Source organism: Caproicibacter sp. (assembly GCF_046707225.1).
Lineage (GTDB): Bacteria > Bacillota > Clostridia > Oscillospirales > Acutalibacteraceae > Caproicibacter.
Genome location: NZ_JBJKOP010000005.1, coordinates 1 through 14,664, shown reverse-complemented (window position 1 = coordinate 14,664; position 14,664 = coordinate 1). Strand labels below are relative to the sequence as shown.

General features: G+C 51.1%; 16 protein-coding genes. 4 read left to right on the top strand and 12 right to left on the bottom strand.

Annotated elements, in window-relative coordinates:
* Positions 1-715, top strand: a 715-nt coding sequence (locus ACLQ3M_RS00390) for an IS3 family transposase (protein ID WP_411675738.1), incomplete at its 5' end; no start/stop codon positions are given.
* Here ACLQ3M_RS00390 and ACLQ3M_RS00385 read toward each other — a convergent pair.
* On the bottom strand, positions 678-833 hold the full coding sequence (locus ACLQ3M_RS00385) for a linear amide C-N hydrolase (protein WP_411675737.1): 156 nt from the start codon (positions 831-833) through the stop codon (positions 678-680). The two genes, ACLQ3M_RS00390 and ACLQ3M_RS00385, sit on opposite strands and share 38 nt — an antisense overlap.
* 203 nt (positions 834-1,036) lie before the next feature.
* Between ACLQ3M_RS00385 and ACLQ3M_RS00380 the strand changes: the two genes are divergently transcribed.
* Entirely contained in the window at positions 1,037-1,552 is a 516-nt protein-coding gene (locus tag ACLQ3M_RS00380; protein WP_411675736.1) for a superoxide dismutase family protein, read from the top strand.
* 94 nt (positions 1,553-1,646) lie between these two features.
* Positions 1,647-1,967, top strand: coding sequence for a hypothetical protein (locus ACLQ3M_RS00375; RefSeq protein ID WP_411675735.1), 321 nt, complete (start codon positions 1,647-1,649; stop codon positions 1,965-1,967).
* A gap of 159 nt (positions 1,968-2,126) precedes the next feature.
* Here the strand turns inward: ACLQ3M_RS00375 and ACLQ3M_RS00370 are convergent, their stop codons facing one another.
* From ACLQ3M_RS00370 to ACLQ3M_RS00325, 10 genes are all read right to left on the bottom strand, one after another.
* Positions 2,127-3,317: an FAD-binding protein gene (locus tag ACLQ3M_RS00370; protein ID WP_411675734.1), complete on the bottom strand. Its 1,191-nt coding sequence runs from the start codon at positions 3,315-3,317 to the stop codon at positions 2,127-2,129.
* 7 nt (positions 3,318-3,324) lie between these two features.
* Positions 3,325-4,122, bottom strand: coding sequence for an electron transfer flavoprotein subunit beta (gene etfB / locus ACLQ3M_RS00365; RefSeq protein ID WP_187036699.1), 798 nt, complete (start codon positions 4,120-4,122; stop codon positions 3,325-3,327).
* 19 nt (positions 4,123-4,141) lie between these two features.
* Positions 4,142-5,290, bottom strand: a complete 1,149-nt coding sequence (locus ACLQ3M_RS00360) for an acyl-CoA dehydrogenase family protein (protein ID WP_411675733.1) — start codon at positions 5,288-5,290, stop codon at positions 4,142-4,144.
* Positions 5,254-6,915 (bottom strand): class I adenylate-forming enzyme family protein, encoded by a 1,662-nt coding sequence (locus tag ACLQ3M_RS00355; RefSeq protein WP_411675732.1) that lies wholly within the window; start codon positions 6,913-6,915, stop codon positions 5,254-5,256. The genes ACLQ3M_RS00360 and ACLQ3M_RS00355 overlap by 37 nt, the downstream gene beginning before the upstream one ends.
* Before the next feature lie 85 nt (positions 6,916-7,000).
* On the bottom strand, positions 7,001-8,245 hold the full coding sequence (locus ACLQ3M_RS00350; RefSeq protein WP_411675731.1) for a CaiB/BaiF CoA transferase family protein: 1,245 nt from the start codon (positions 8,243-8,245) through the stop codon (positions 7,001-7,003).
* A gap of 17 nt (positions 8,246-8,262) precedes the next feature.
* Positions 8,263-9,438: a hypothetical protein gene (locus ACLQ3M_RS00345; protein ID WP_411675730.1), complete on the bottom strand. Its 1,176-nt coding sequence runs from the start codon at positions 9,436-9,438 to the stop codon at positions 8,263-8,265.
* A 48-nt stretch (positions 9,439-9,486) separates the two neighbouring features.
* Complete coding sequence (locus ACLQ3M_RS00340; protein WP_411675729.1) at positions 9,487-10,599, bottom strand: 2-hydroxyacyl-CoA dehydratase subunit D; 1,113 nt, start codon at positions 10,597-10,599, stop codon at positions 9,487-9,489.
* A gap of 2 nt (positions 10,600-10,601) precedes the next feature.
* Positions 10,602-11,837, bottom strand: a complete 1,236-nt coding sequence (locus ACLQ3M_RS00335) for a 2-hydroxyacyl-CoA dehydratase subunit D (RefSeq protein ID WP_411675728.1) — start codon at positions 11,835-11,837, stop codon at positions 10,602-10,604.
* Positions 11,838-11,866: 29 nt separating this feature from the next.
* The gene (locus ACLQ3M_RS00330; RefSeq protein WP_411675727.1) at positions 11,867-12,637 is read right to left on the bottom strand and encodes an acyl-CoA dehydratase activase; all 771 of its coding nucleotides are present in this window, start codon (positions 12,635-12,637) and stop codon (positions 11,867-11,869) included.
* Between the two features lie 328 nt (positions 12,638-12,965).
* The gene (locus tag ACLQ3M_RS00325) at positions 12,966-13,685 is read right to left on the bottom strand and encodes a GntR family transcriptional regulator (protein ID WP_411675726.1); all 720 of its coding nucleotides are present in this window, start codon (positions 13,683-13,685) and stop codon (positions 12,966-12,968) included.
* A 134-nt stretch (positions 13,686-13,819) separates the two neighbouring features.
* On the opposite strand from ACLQ3M_RS00325, the gene ACLQ3M_RS00320 reads away from it, so the two are divergent.
* Positions 13,820-14,125, top strand: coding sequence for a hypothetical protein (locus tag ACLQ3M_RS00320; RefSeq protein ID WP_411675725.1), 306 nt, complete (start codon positions 13,820-13,822; stop codon positions 14,123-14,125).
* Between the two features lie 334 nt (positions 14,126-14,459).
* Here ACLQ3M_RS00320 and ACLQ3M_RS00315 read toward each other — a convergent pair.
* Positions 14,460-14,664: hypothetical protein (locus ACLQ3M_RS00315; RefSeq protein WP_411675724.1), on the bottom strand; the 205-nt coding region annotated here is incomplete at its 5' end.

The window sequence follows — 14,664 nt, the reverse complement described above, 5'->3', positions numbered from 1 at the left end:
AGAAAACCCGGATAACCGGAATTACGGAGTGGGGCGAATTTTGCTGGCACTGGAGCAAAGAGGCGTGAACGCCAGTCGCTCCACCGTGCGGCGCGCCATGAAAAAGGGAGGGTTACTGAAAGCACCGGCTCGCAGACCGCAAAGCCTGACAAAAGCAGACGCCGCGGCGCAAAAGGCAGAAAACCTGATTCACCGGAATTTTACCGCGGCTGCTCCCAATCAAAAATGGCTGACCGACATCACGCAGGTTCCGTGCGCAGACGGAAAGCTCTACATTGCCGCCGTTCTGGATTGCTACAATGGCGAAATTGTCGGCCTTTCCATGGACGACAATATGAGAAAAGAGCTGTGCATCCGCGCGTTTGAAAGTGCCTGCGGGGCGCAGGATGCCCACGGCATGATCCTGCACAGTGACCGGGGCAGTCAGTTCACCAGCGCGAAATTTAGAAACACGCTGGCTCGGTACGACGCGATTCAGAGCATGAGCGGCACAGGGCGCTGCTACGACAACGCCCGTATGGAGAGCTTTTTTGCCACGCTGAAAAAGGAGAAGCTCTACCAGATTCAGACCGGCAAGATGCCGATGGCCCAAGTCAAAAGCGTTGTGTTCCGCTACATTATGAGCTATTACAACCGGGAGCGAATCTATACCGCCAATCCGGGCGGCCTCGCTCCCGCTATGTACCCTCAGGCCGCCAGAGGTCTGGCTGCTTAACCAACAGTTTTTGGGTGTTTAGGTTCTGCACCATTCTTGACTTTTCCAAAGAAAAGTCCATGGTGCGCCCAAAAAAATTGACTCCCTGCTTAGACTGAAACGTGATTGCCGTACACATCTTTCAAAACATCCTTTCCCATCAGCGAAATTTACCGGCAAGCGATCTTGTACCGCCCTCCGCCTTATATCAATAAAAATATGGAAGTCTTTTAAAAATATGTCGGCGCTGTAAAACCTCCGTCTCCGAAAAACGGCTGGTTCCCCAAGCTGTACATTGGCAATTAATTTCCGCGTGCATAAAATAGTTCAGGAGGTGGTACTTTGCTTTCAGAACACCAAATGAATCTGCGCCTTTTTCAAAATACACTGCGCAGGACTCCCAATGCCCGCGCCATGATGAACGGCAGCCGTGATTATCCTGATCTCCACGGCTTTGTCTCCTTTTATCAGACTTCGGACGGAGTTTTCCTGATCGCCCAGATTCACGGGCTCCCAACAGGGACACAGGCGTGCTCTCCCGACATCTATGGATTCCATATTCACGAGGGCAAATCCTGTACGGGAAACGCCGAAGACCCTTTCGCCGACACGGACGGTCATTATAATCCAAACGGCTGTCCGCATCCCGCACATGCGGGCGATCTTCCTCCGTTGTTCGGCAACCGGGGATACGCTTTCATGGCGTTTTTCACCGACAGATTCACCGTGAATGAAGTCATCGGGCGAACTGTGATCATTCACGCGGCTCCGGATGATTTTACAACGCAGCCGTCCGGGAATTCCGGTGCAAAAATAGCTTGCGGCAAAATCATGCCGACGGGCATCTTATATCGCTGACCGGCTTTGCGTAAAAAGCGCCAAATCATCCTTTTCAGCCGTACTCCTCGTTTGAGGAATGCGGATTGAAATACAAAACAAACGGGGATTAATTATGAAAAGTACTTTCAATGTTACATTGCAGACACCCATCGGACCCCAAAGAGGCGTGCTGACCATGGAAGAGGAACGAGGGGTTTTAAGCGGTTCCATTCGGGCCATGGGAAGCACCAGCTTTTTTAAAAACGGCAAAATTGATTCGAATGCCTTTGAATTCTCAGGCGTTCTTAACATGGGTTTTTTTTGCACAAAATATCAAGTGAAGGGAAACCTGTCAGGAAATGCGCTTGCAGCGGTGGCTACGACCGGCTACGGCACCTTTCAGATATCCGGAATGCGGGTAACGGGCGCCGCGTCGGCATCGCCGGCGCCCTGACTTTGCAGCGGACGGTCAAAGCCGGAAAACCGGATTGCCCGCCAGAACAGAAAAAGCGGCCGGAAAAGAATTTTTCCCGCCGCTTTTTCTTTGAATTCTCTGAATTCGTTACTTCATTCCCATTTCGAAAGACCGGGATGGACCGGCCCCGCATTTATTTTAACACGGCACGTTTTCAAGTTCTTCCAGAATAGCCGGAATCACCTTATACAGATCGCCGACAATGCAGAAATCAGCAATATCGAAAATCGGCGCGCTTTCGTTGGTATTGATTGCGACAATCAGTCCGGATTTTTGCATTCCGGCCACATGCTGAATGGCGCCGGAAATACCGCAGGCAAAATAAATTTTCGGCTTCACCGTCGTTCCGGTCTGTCCAACCTGATAGGCGTGATCAATCCAGCCGGCGTCAACCGCAGCTCTTGACGCCGCTATGGTCCCGCCGAGTTTTTCCGCAAGCTTTTTGAGGAGTTTGAATCCCTCCGGATTTCCCAGTCCCATTCCTCCCGAAACAATGATCTCAGCGTCGGTCAGGGACACCGCCTCTTTGACGGATTTGACAACCTCCAGCACCTTCGTGCGAATATCACCCTCATGGAATCCGATCCTCAAACGAATCAGCTCTCCGGTTCTGCCGGGAGTCCTTGTGGCTTTCTCCATAACGCCCGGGCGAACCGTCGACATCTGCGGCCTGTGGTTCGGGCAGACAATCGTCGCCATCAGATTGCCGCCGAACGCGGGGCGGGTCTGCATGATACCCTTCGTCTCCGGATTAATTTCAAGCTTTGTACAGTCAGCCGTCAGTCCGGTTCCGCAGCGAACCGCAAGGCAGGGACCCAGGTCGCGGCCGATATGTGTCGCACCAAGCAGAACAATTTCAGGTTTATAGGTTTCAATCGCCTCGTAAATCGCCTTGGTATAGGCATCGGTCGTATATTGTTTAAGCTCCGGTGCATCGGCGTAATAGACCTTGTCGGCGCCGTACTCAAAGAGTTCGCTCACGAGCGGTTCCACACCGGAACCGCAAAGAACCGCGCAAAGTTCGCAGCCCACGGCTTTGGCAAGCTTGGCTCCCTCGCCCAGCAGTTCAACCGCCACCTGCATCAGCTTTCCGTCTCTCTGCTCAGCAAAAACCCATACGCCGTGATAGGTACTCAAATCTTTTGCGGCCTTTTTGTCTTCCGTCTTCTTAATTGCCTGAAACGGGCAAACTTCGACGCACTGGCCGCAGCCTGTGCAAGCCGGACCAATCACGGCAATTCTGTTCTCCATCGTGATTGCCTGAAACGGACAACTTTTCACGCATTTCGTGCAGCCTTTGCACTGATCCTTTAATACAACAACTGCCATGTTGTTCTCACCCTTCTTTTTTTAATAGATGCTTTTCGTTCAGCTTGGAAACAAGTGCCGCCGCTATCTCGCCGACGGAACCCGAAAGCATTTCGCCCTTGCCCTTCTGCGGCGGTGTAAAGGAGCGGAAAACCTGTGTTGGAGAGGCGTTCAGTCCACAGTCCTTCGGGTCAAGTTCCACCTGATCATGTCCCCAAACCGTAATTTCCTTTTGATATGCGTCAACAATCGCCCCGACCGACATATACCTGGGTTCGTTCAACTCTTTCACGCAGGTAAGAAGGCATGGGGTTTGAACCTCAATGATCTCATACCCGTCTTCCATCTGCCGCTGAACGGTCACTTTTCCCGTTTCAGCCTTGATATCCTTTACATAAGTAACAACCGGCATATTCAAACGCTGCGCGACCTGGGGGCCAACCTGTGCGGTGTCGCCGTCTATGGCCTGGCGCCCTGCAAAAACGAGGTCGACATTCCCCACTTTTTTAATTCCGGCCGCAATCGTTGTGGAAGTGGCGCAGGTGTCCGCTCCGCCGAACGCACGGTCGCTGAGCAGATACGCCTCGTCCGCACCCATCGCCAGGCATTCTCTGAGCATATAAGTTGCCTGCGGGGGGCCCATGGTGAGAACGGCAATCTTTGTGTCTGGGTCTTTGTCCTTAAGCTGAAGCGCGGCTTCCAGCGCATTTGCGTCGTCCGGATTCAGGATGCTGGGAACACCCTCGCGGATCAGGGTTCCCTTGACCGGATCAATTTTAACCTCATTCGTATCCGGAACCTGTTTTACACAAACTAATATTTTCATGCCTTAAGCTTCTCCCTTCTTACTTTTTCAGCAGCTGCTTGCTGATGACGATCTGCTGAACCTGACTGCTTCCTTCATAAATGGTAAACACGCGGCAGTCGCGGTACATCCGCTCTACCTTATAATCCTTGATAAATCCGTATCCGCCGTGAATCTGAACGGCGCAGGCCGCGATTTCGTTGCACACCTCGGAGGCAAAATACTTTGCCATCGACGCATTGAGTGTCGTATCCTGTTTGGTATCCAGAAGGTACGCAGCCTTATAGGTCAGCTGCTTTGCGGCCTCCAGCTTTGTGGCCATATTGGCGATCATGAAACCGATGGCCTGAAAGTCGGCAATCCGCTGCCCAAACTGTTTTCTTTCCTTTGCGTATTTTATGGTCTCGTCCAGGCAGCCCTGTGCGATACCGATTGACTGAGCCGCCACGCCCAAACGGCCGGTATTCAGCGTCTTCATGGCGATTTTGAATCCCTCGCCCTCTTCGCCCAAACGGTCCGACTCCGGAACGATCGCATTCTCCAGAATAATGTCGGAGGTCGCGCAGCCGATGATGCCCATCTTGTCTTCCGGCTTGCCGCAGCTGACGCCCGGGCCTTTCATATCAACGACAAACGCCGAAATGCCCTTGTTGCCCTTTTTCATGTCGGTCTTTGCAAAAATAACCGCATAGTCGGAAAGCGGGGCCATTGTGATAAAACATTTGCGCCCGTTCAGCACATAATGGTCGCCCTCCTTTACGGCGGAGGTCACCATGCCGCTCGCGTCGGAGCCCGCGCCCGGTTCGGTCAGAGCGAATGCCAGTTTTTTCTTGCCGGTTACCACCGGTGTCAGATATTTCGCTTTCTGTTCCTCATTGCCGGCGAGAAGCAGCGGTCCGCCTGAAAGGGAGTTCGGGGTCGACACATAGATGCTCGCAACGCCCGAAACTCTCGCGATTTCCTCCATGACCAGAACATAAGAGCGGGCGTCCGCCCCCTGGCCGCCATATTCCTTCGGTATTTTGATGCCGAAAAATCCCGCCGCGGCCATTTTGTCAAGAATTTCCTCTGGGAATTCCCCTGTTTCCTCCACCTTGTCAAGAATTTCCTTCGTCAGTTCTTTTTCCGCAAATTCGCGGGCCAGTTTCCTGATTAGCTCATGTTGCTCCGTAAAATACGCGTCTGCCATATTTGTGCTTCCTCCTTTTTTTCTTTTGCTGCCTGTTCAGCCAGCACAGCCGCCTGTTTCCTTATTTTTTCCAACTGAATTTTTCCACTTGCGTTGAAAGGAAAAGATTTGAATTCGAATACATAGGAAGGCATTTTATATTGGGAAAGTTTTTTATCTAAATAACGGAACAGTCCGTTCCTGTCAACTTGACATCCCTGTTTGGGAATGATGCACGCCGCTACGGCCTCCTGCATCACCTTGTCGGGCACACCAACCACTTTGACCTGTTCCACCCAGTCAAGTGCGCGGATAACCCGCTCGATTTCGCGCGGAGATATATTTTCGCCGCCGCGGATAATCATCTCTTTCAGCCTGCCGGTAACATGGAGTTCCCCGTCGGAATCGAAATGGCCGATATCCCCTGTTTTCAGCCAGCCGTCCGCCGTAAAGGCTTCTCTGTTCGCCTGCGGAAGATGATAGTAACCCTCCATCACATTATAGCCTTTGACCTGAATTTCACCGTCTTTGTCCAATTTCTCGACGGTTCCATCCGAGACGGAGCAAATGCGAACGCTGACAAAGTCGATCGGCTTTCCCGCAGAAGCGCTTTTCTTTCCCGGGGGATCGTTCCAATCCGCAATCGTCACACAGGGGGAGGTTTCCGTCTGGCCGTACGAAGGCTGAAGATGAAGCGATGGAAACCGTTCACAGATTTTCTTGTAATCCTCCGGCATAATCGGTGACCCGGCGATAATTCCGGAATTCAGAAAAGGCGCAGTTCTTCCCCGCCCGTTTGAACTCCGGATAAGCGCGAGAAACATACTTGGCACGCCGTTCAGGATTGTGCAGCGCTGATTCTCAATCGCGTCCCATACGGCTCCGGTCCGGAAACCGGGGATCAGATACATACCCGCACCGCAGATTACACAGGCCAGAATGCCGACCGTCAGGCCGAAGCAATGGAACATCGGCACTGCGATGCACATCTTATCCCTTCCGCTCCATTGCATCGCTTCTGACACCGCGGCGGCATTGTTGACCAGGCTGTAATGGCTGAGAAGCACTCCTTTGGGAACAAGAGTGGTTCCGGAGGTGAAAATCATGCAGGCCGTGTCTTGCGGCCGGATTTTTTTCTTCGCTTCCTGAAGTTCGGCGAAGGCCTTTTGCCCATGCGCAGCGTCTGCACACATACTTCCGGCGGAATTCATTCCGTCTTTAACCTGATCCATTGAAACGAAACGCCTGATGTTCGGCGTTTTTTCCCTGATTCTTTCAATCATGTCCCGATAGGATGTTGTCTTGTAACCTTCTCCGTAATACAGGACCTCTACATTTGCATAATTCAGAACCTGCGTAATTTCGTCATCCTGAAAACAGGTATTTAACAGCACGGGCACGGCTCCCGTCTTCACCAGCGCAAAAAACGTTACGACCCACTCCGGGCTGTTGACGCTCCAGATGCCAACATGTGCCCCCGCGCCGATTCCGTTTCTTTTCATCTGTGCCGCCAGAAGATCGGAAAACAGGTCAAGCTGACGATAGGTACAGCTCCACCCGCCCGTTTCAACAGCCGTCTTTTCGCCGTCGGCGCCTGCCCGTTCCGCCAAACATTCAATTATCGTCTTATGAACCAGTTTCATCATTGCATCCCCGGTAATTCCGTAATATCAACTGAAAGAACCGCAGCCGAAACCGGTGCCGGTCCGGTTGCAGTCCCTTTGATTGAAATCAGTTCGACTTTTTCTCGTCCTTCCAAACATACAGAGTGCCGGATTCCATCAGATTCTGAACCTGCTTTTCGTCATATCCTATGTCTTTCAGAATTTCCGGCCCCTGTTCGCCGATCATCGGGCCCCTGCGATAGTCCGGCACACCCATCTGCTGGAATTTCACCGGAAGTCTCACCAGCCTTCTGGTATTTCCAGTGGAATAGCGCATGTCGTAGAAGCAATTATTCGCCTCGGCCTGCTTGTCCTCCCGGATTTCCATCCAATTTTTCGCAAGCGCGAACGGAACGTCGGCAGAGGCGAGAATCTGCGCCCATTCCTCAACGGTCTTCCGGCTGAACGCTTCCATGACAATGTCGTAAACCTCGGAAGTAAGGCCCTTTTTCTGACAAGTCAGAATCGGGAAATAGTTCTCGTTTTCGACAAGGTCCTCCCGTCCGATCGCCTTCATAAAGGCTTTGTAATAGGTGTTGTAATCCGGCATGCAAGTCTGGATGAACCGGTCGTCTTTGGTTCTCCACGCCGCGTTAAACGGATTGGCGGCCTTTCTGACATCGATGGGATACTGCTGTGCGATTCCTTCGTAATTTGACGCCTGAATCATCATGCCCATGTTGAAAACGGCACTTTCAAACAGAGAAGTTTCCACCTTTTCTCCAACGCCCGTTGTTTTCGCCTGATACAGAGCCGCCAGAATTCCCGCGGCAAGGTTCATGCCGACATTGTGGTCGCCAAGGCCCGGCACCACGTTCATCGGCACGGTACCCTTCTGGCGCAGCGAATCCAGATATCCTCCCCTTGAAAAGAATGCGGTAAAATCAAAGCCCGGAAGGTCTTTGTCGGGACCGTATTCACCATAGCCGGTGCAGATTGCATAGACAAGCTTGGGATACTTTTGCTTCAGGCTTTCATAATCAAGGCCCGCGCGTTCCAGCGCCTGAACCCGCCAGTTGGTAATGAGGACATCCGCCGTTTCAAGCAGTTTTAAAAACGCCTCTTTGCCCGCCGGGTCCTTCATATTCAGGGAAATGCAGCGTTTGTTGCCGTTTTCCAAATCCCATGTGGTGTTTTCGTACATATCCAGCGGTCTTCCCTCAGAAGGCGCCGTGTATCTCAGGGGGTCCCCCTTTGCCGATTCAATTTTGATGACGTCTGCGCCGAGGTCAGCCATAAATCTGCCCGCCGTAGCGGCGGCGATAAAGGTGGCAAGCTCAATGACGCGGACTCCTTGCAATGGTTTGCTCATTTTTTCGGTCTCTCCTTTTATCTTGATTCATTCTTTTTGAATTCAGAATCGATTTTCCCCGCCCTGGTCAGGAACATATGGATCAGGAACGGAATCAGGACGACAAAAATGGTCAAATAGCCGAGGTACCCATATCCGACGGCAACCAGCGGAATCAGTCCGAACTGTGCGATTGCAAAGGTCAGCAGAGTAAACAGAATCGCAATCGTCATCGTGCGCTGTGTGCTTTTCTTTCCCGATTCTTCCGGAGAGGCGTCTTTTTTGTTCCACGCGGTTACAAAACGCTTGACAACGCCGGCGATCATATTGACGGCGGTTGATACGGAGCCGAGAATAATCAGGATTGAAATGATCGGCGTCAGGACCGCTGCGCCGACGCCTGTTGTAACCATCAGCAGCGTCGGAACCTTCGCTGTCGCAAGATCCGGATTTTTGACAACCGCCAGCATGCCCAGCGTACAGATGAAAATAATTCCCGCATTAACGATAAAGCCGTAAATCATGGAAGTCTTTGCTACCTTTTCGTTTTCAAATGGCTCTGCATGCTGCATCAAAAGGCCGATGGAAGCCAACTGGAACGCTCCGTACAACAGACATTTCCATAAAGCGGGGGCAACCGGCGCGGGGGCAACCGACAGTTGGCCGATGTTAGCCGAAATAGTGCCCCACTGAGCGATGATGTTGGGGATGTAGACAATCAGAAGACCGACTATGATCGCTACGGAAATGGTGGAAGCCGCAGCTCTGACAATATCCGTACCGAAGATTGCCAGCACAAAGATAATCGCCCCGATAACAACCGTGCAGAGCAGATAGGGGATGCCGGTCAGTGCCTCAAGCGTGGAGCCTCCCGTCGCGAAAGCGACCGCAGAAGCGAGGCAGATTGTGACGATGTAAACCACTTCATAGAGATTTGAGAAAATCGTTTTTGCTCCTTTTCCCAGATCGCCATAGAAAGTGTCGGTAAACGTGCGGTAATCATAGGTGTTGTGCCGTTTTGCATAGCGCAGCCCGTACCACTGGAAGAACGCGCCGAAAGCCTGCGCCAGAATCGGTGTGACGAGGGTCCAGATTCCGAACTGTACAAAATAGGTAAGCAGCTGCGCCCCCGAGGCAAATCCACCGCCGAACTGCGTGGTAAACCACACGAACGCTACACCGATCGCAACAGGCATTTTGTTCTTGTTAATCATGACATTTTCCCCTTTTCCTTATTTCAATACTCCTCACAGGTCGCCAGGCTAAAACATCTCTCTGAATGTCTGGATTATGGTATTTGCCTGCTCATAATTCACCATCTGCCGGTCAACCTCAATGTTCAGATTCAAAAGCCCGGCTGCCTCACAAGCTCTTTTGATGGGAACATAATCGAATTCCTCCGGATCGCAGAATTTTGTCATCAGGACGATGACGCCTCTGGCGTCGTGCCGTTTTGCCAGTTCGAGAATCGAATCGACTCGCTTTTTGTCCCTGTCATAAAGTACGGAGCAGTTGTCCATATTCGCGTACTTCCGGGCAAGCGCATCCAGCGAATCGGGGTCTTCCGGCACGTCCGTCCGATATTGCCTTGATTCAAACGCTACGTCGTCCGCCGCAATCCTGATTTCGTTTTGATCAAAAATCTCCAGCAAACTGGGGGAGTCTGCCAGAATTCCGCTCACCACGACACGAATCTTTCCTTTGTCTTTCGGTGTCTGTGCCAGTTCCGCGTTCAGCTGTTTCACCATGGCGGTGTGTTCTTCCTTCCGCATAAACCAGGCGCTCTTGAACACATCGCTGCGCTGCGCTGCGCTGACCGCATGATCCGCGGAAATCTCCGCGAACTCCCGCATCACGGCGTTGTGCTCATTGTAAATACGGTTGGAGTCTGCCAGAGCGGCTTCTGAAAACTTTGCGCCCGTCGCAGCGGAAAGGTCGCTGATTACGCGCTCATAACCGGCCTTGGTAAACGCAATCCCATACAAAGGCTTCCGGTTTTGCGGGTAGGTCATGGGGATGAACGGAATATCGGGAACGGCATACTTCCAGTTTTGTCCAAGGCATTTGAGCGAATCGCAGAGAGAGGGGATCACGATTGCGGAAACGCCCTGATATTTGCCGGTGATGCCGAGCTCCAGCACCGTCTGCATGATGGAACAGATAAACGCCGGATAATATTTTTTTGCCTCGCTGACCTTCTGGTCCGCACCCCAGACGCCCATGGGAACAAGTCCCATGGAATGGATGATTTCCTCCGGCGTGTAAACCGGAGCGCAGGCCACCACCTTTTTGCCCTGCGCCAGGTATTTCTCCAGCTGTTTTCTCGGCGACGCGGCAATTTCATGAAACTGAGCCAGTAATTCATCAACAGCCATTGTCAGTTTCCTCCTTTGTTTTCTTCCATGATTTCCATCAGGCCCTGAACGCGGGTATCATACTGCGCCGCCGAGAAATTCCTCGGGTCGGCCTGGTCGCCGTCGAAGCTTGCGACCGGGATACCGCAGGCCTTGCCGATCTGCCGGCTCATTTCGGGCATAAATCCCGACCAGAGTTTGCAGGAACGGTTTGTATGAACCAGCAATCCCTCGACGTGGTCGTCCTTACAGAGCTTGACTCGTTTGTCCCTCGCAAGCTCGAGGCACATTGCGTTGGGCACACGCGAATAGGCGCGGCACATACCGTCGAAATCGTCATAGATAAACCCGAAAGCGTCTGCATAAATGGTAGTCACCATGTTGATTCCTCTGTCCTTCAGACCGGATGAGGTAACCCTCAGCCACGGCCAGCAGGCGATTCCCTCGAACATGATGCGGTACTTTTCCTCAGCGCGGAACGTTGAAACTCCCTTTTCATGATTCTCCTTGTATTCCTTCAAAAGGGTCTCCATTGCGTCCGCGGCCTCTTTCTTGGCACGCGCCGTCACCATGACCGCCATGTGGTTCAAAAGATCAAAGCCGTTGAAAGGCGACGGATCATGTTTGGCACAAGCGGTTGCCTCAAGCCATGCGCGGCTGGAACGGCCGGAAATCTCCTTGACTTCCTGAAATCTTTCCTCGCTCCATTTTTTGCCTGTAATCTGCTCCAGCTGATGAATCGCGTCCCAGAACTGTGCCCTTATATAAGCGGTCTGTGCTTCCGATACTTCATAATCCGGATTAAACGGGATGTCGATCATGATCATCGGAATGTCAAGCTCTTTGGCGATGTTCTCGTACCACTTAATCATGCAGTTGCAGATATTGTTACAGCAAAGGACAAAGTCCGGCTGCGGCATGTTCTGTTCCGGCGCCTCCTTCAACTTCATGTAAGCGAGAGATATTCTCGCGTAAGCGCAGATATCGTTGGAATATCCCTCCCCCTCGCTTTCGCTGCACAGGCGCTCGCCGCCGCCCCTTGCGGCGATAGCAGCCGCCTGATTTTCGGGGTAGCAAACATGCAGGCCCAGCGTTTCCGGAATTTCTACCGGAAAGTTACTGGCGCACCAGCCGACTTTCTCACCGCGCGCCTTGGCTTCCACACAATCGCTGTAAGCCTTGGCCGCAATCTGCCCCAGTTTAAACTTTGCTGAATTCGGGTCCGGTGCGGGTCTTTGCTTTTTGACTTCCTCACTCATAAAACCACAACTCCTTTTTATTGTTAGCCTCAGGCTTTCTCATAGGCGTACAGGGATGCCCCCAGCGCACCCATCAGTTGAGCCATATCACAATAAGCAATATTAACGTTAAGCTCCTGTTCCAGTGCTTTGCGAACCCCGGCATTGTGCGCAACACCGCCGCTCATGCAGACCGTTTCCCTCACGCCAATCCGTTTGGCCAAAGACGCGGCACGGGACGCGACCGATTTGCAGATTCCCGCAACAAGGTCCGGAATTTTGGTGCCCGCCGCAAGCTGAGAAATCACCTCCGACTCCGCAAACACGGTGCAGGTATTAGAAATGCTCGCGGGGTGAAGCGCTTTTGCGGCCTCCACCTCCAGCTGCGAAATATCCAGCTTTAAAATATTTGCCATTACATCCAGAAAGCGCCCGGTACCTGCCGCGCACTTGTCGTTCATGACAAAATTCGCCATTCTTCCCCGTTCATTCAGCGCCAATACCTTTGCATCCTGTCCCCCGATATCGATCACGGTCCTCGTATCCGGGAATACATGATGCACCCCAAGGGCATGGCAGGTCAGTTCGCTGACCTGTCCGTCGGCATCCGGATACGTCTGTCTGCCGTACCCTGTCGCAAAGGTGACCGAAATGTCCCCCCGCTCAAGCCCGCTTTCGCCAAGCGCATTCTCAATCGCGTCTGAAACACCGTCCGTTCCGACGGTCGCAATCACAACGGATGAGGCGACAATCTCCCGTCCGTCTTTTAAAATGACCGCCTTGGAAGTCGTCGATCCTATATCAATTCCCAACGTAAACATTACACGCCCCAATCTGGTATACATGTATCCAAGTATTTTTGTGCCTAGTATTCTTGTATCCAAGTTATTCTTCTTTGTTCTGTCATTTACTTTGTTAAGATAATAATTTGTCAATCACTCTATATTCATATTTTATATACTTTATGATCCATTTTGTAAATAGATTTCTTGAAATTCTTTTAAATTTATGCAATTTCGACAAGTTGTTGCTTGATTTTCCGTCATCATGATTTTTCCGCTAACAACAGCGACCCGTATGAATCAAGTCTCTCACAAAAATTCAAAAAATAAGAGATTTGATCAAACGGGCCGCCCTGTTTTTATTCTTTTATGAATGATTTTTAAAATAATGCGGATACTGCGTAACAACTCTTTCATAGATCGACGAAATTGTTTCCAAATGGTCCGCTATTTTCTGCTGAGTCAGCAGCATGTCCTCTTTTTTTATCGCTTCTACAATCGCGCGGTGTTGATCAATCAGCTCCGGAATTCGATTGCCGAAGGCCACATCGAAATTTCGCCATCTCGCGATATGAAGCATGTCGTCGGAAAGCAGTTCCACCAGCGCATAACGGCCGACGCTGTCTATCATTGTTTTATGAAAAACAGAATCCAGTTTCGGGAATCTTCCAAAATAGTCGGCCTCATTCCTGCACTTTTCCTCCTCAGCCAAATTGGCTTCCAGGGCATCGACAAGCGCCTGCCTGTCTTTCTTTTGCAACGAAGTAAACATCTCATAGATGATTTCCTTTTCCACCGCAGTGCGAAGCATAAGTAAATCGGCGATATGATTCAAATTAATCAAACTGACATATGTGCCTCTCTGCGGAAAGACCTCTATGAATTTCAGTTGCTGAAGTCTTGTAAAAGTTGTCCTGATGACGGAGCGTGATACGTTATATTCCTGTGCCATTTGATTCTCACTGATGCGCTGGCCGGGCTCCAACTGAAGCTTGATAATTCTTCTAAGAATTTTTCTAAACACTTCCTCAGTGGTTAACGGCTGCTTGCTGCCGATCTGCGTATTTGAACTTAGATTAAAATTCATAATAAATCCCTCTTATGTCTATTTTACTATATTAAAAGATAAAAAGAAACCTATTGATTCATATTTTTTCTTGGTAGCATTGAGGCATGTTAAACGTGTTTCGAACTGGCTGCGCCTGGCGGAGGCAGGCCAAGATGTTTTGCACAGTCGAGCGTGATGCGGAAGAGCTGCTCTTTAACATAAAGCCCGAAGAGCCAACATTCCTATGGCTCTTCGGGCTTCTCCAGGAAGAATCTGATGTTGCACAAGTTAAAAAACGGATAAAAAAGAGACAAGGTTTGCAGGTCTCTGATAGAATGAAGTTGCGAGACAGCATTCTGAAAGAGGGACAGCAACCATGTCCGGAAAAATTGTCTGGTACGACAACTATTTACGCACAAACCTTTGCCAAAAGGCCGAAGCAGCGGAGACCATCGCGGCGGCGCTGCCAGCTCAAATGATACGCAAAAATCCCTGCACTCCATTTGTTCATCATTAAAACCACGCGTTCAACGCGTGGTTTGCCCAGCCTTGGAAGGGCATATTGCCAGCACACGTCTAAGACGTATCACAATCGCATCACCCTTCCCCGCGACTCTAAAGCAGTTGCATCGGCAAAATCAGCTCTGAGTGAATACGAAATAATTATCATCTCGCTTCGCTCAATGCTGAAAGCTAAAGCATTTTAATCCACACCGGCAGAGCCTAGTGTTTGTTTTATACGGGAGCTACAACACAAACGCTGCGTCGAGTGATATGCCAAAGCTTGTCCCGAGCGGCAGCCACATTACGCTTTTACATCCTGCAGGCATAAAGTCTAACTTCATCAATCCGATAGCATTTCTTTTGAAGTTCTTCTTTTCGCTCGAGCGAGGCGTCAAAGACGAGTTCTTCCGGTCCGTATATCTTTCCTATCTCAGCGCTGTTTAACAGCTCCAGGCAGCTTTTCCCTTGAGCATAGCAACGTATCCAAGTCTGTGAGTTTTCCAAGGCAAATCCA

Bases quoted from the DNA above. Each gene is read 5' to 3' on its own strand.
- ACLQ3M_RS00385 (WP_411675737.1), bottom strand. From the start codon at position 833: ATGTGTACGGCAATCACGTTTCAGTCTAAGCAGGGAGTCAATTTTTTT.
- ACLQ3M_RS00375 (WP_411675735.1), top strand. From the start codon at position 1,647: ATGAAAAGTACTTTCAATGTTACATTGCAGACACCCATCGGACCCCAA.
- ACLQ3M_RS00370 (WP_411675734.1), bottom strand. From the start codon at position 3,317: ATGGCAGTTGTTGTATTAAAGGATCAGTGCAAAGGCTGCACGAAATGC.
- etfB (WP_187036699.1), bottom strand. From the start codon at position 4,122: ATGAAAATATTAGTTTGTGTAAAACAGGTTCCGGATACGAATGAGGTT.
- ACLQ3M_RS00360 (WP_411675733.1), bottom strand. From the start codon at position 5,290: ATGGCAGACGCGTATTTTACGGAGCAACATGAGCTAATCAGGAAACTG.
- ACLQ3M_RS00355 (WP_411675732.1), bottom strand. From the start codon at position 6,915: ATGATGAAACTGGTTCATAAGACGATAATTGAATGTTTGGCGGAACGG.
- ACLQ3M_RS00350 (WP_411675731.1), bottom strand. From the start codon at position 8,245: ATGAGCAAACCATTGCAAGGAGTCCGCGTCATTGAGCTTGCCACCTTT.
- ACLQ3M_RS00345 (WP_411675730.1), bottom strand. From the start codon at position 9,438: ATGATTAACAAGAACAAAATGCCTGTTGCGATCGGTGTAGCGTTCGTG.
- ACLQ3M_RS00340 (WP_411675729.1), bottom strand. From the start codon at position 10,599: ATGGCTGTTGATGAATTACTGGCTCAGTTTCATGAAATTGCCGCGTCG.
- ACLQ3M_RS00335 (WP_411675728.1), bottom strand. From the start codon at position 11,837: ATGAGTGAGGAAGTCAAAAAGCAAAGACCCGCACCGGACCCGAATTCA.
- ACLQ3M_RS00330 (WP_411675727.1), bottom strand. From the start codon at position 12,637: ATGTTTACGTTGGGAATTGATATAGGATCGACGACTTCCAAGGCGGTC.
- ACLQ3M_RS00325 (WP_411675726.1), bottom strand. From the start codon at position 13,685: ATGAATTTTAATCTAAGTTCAAATACGCAGATCGGCAGCAAGCAGCCG.
- ACLQ3M_RS00320 (WP_411675725.1), top strand. From the start codon at position 13,820: ATGTTTTGCACAGTCGAGCGTGATGCGGAAGAGCTGCTCTTTAACATA.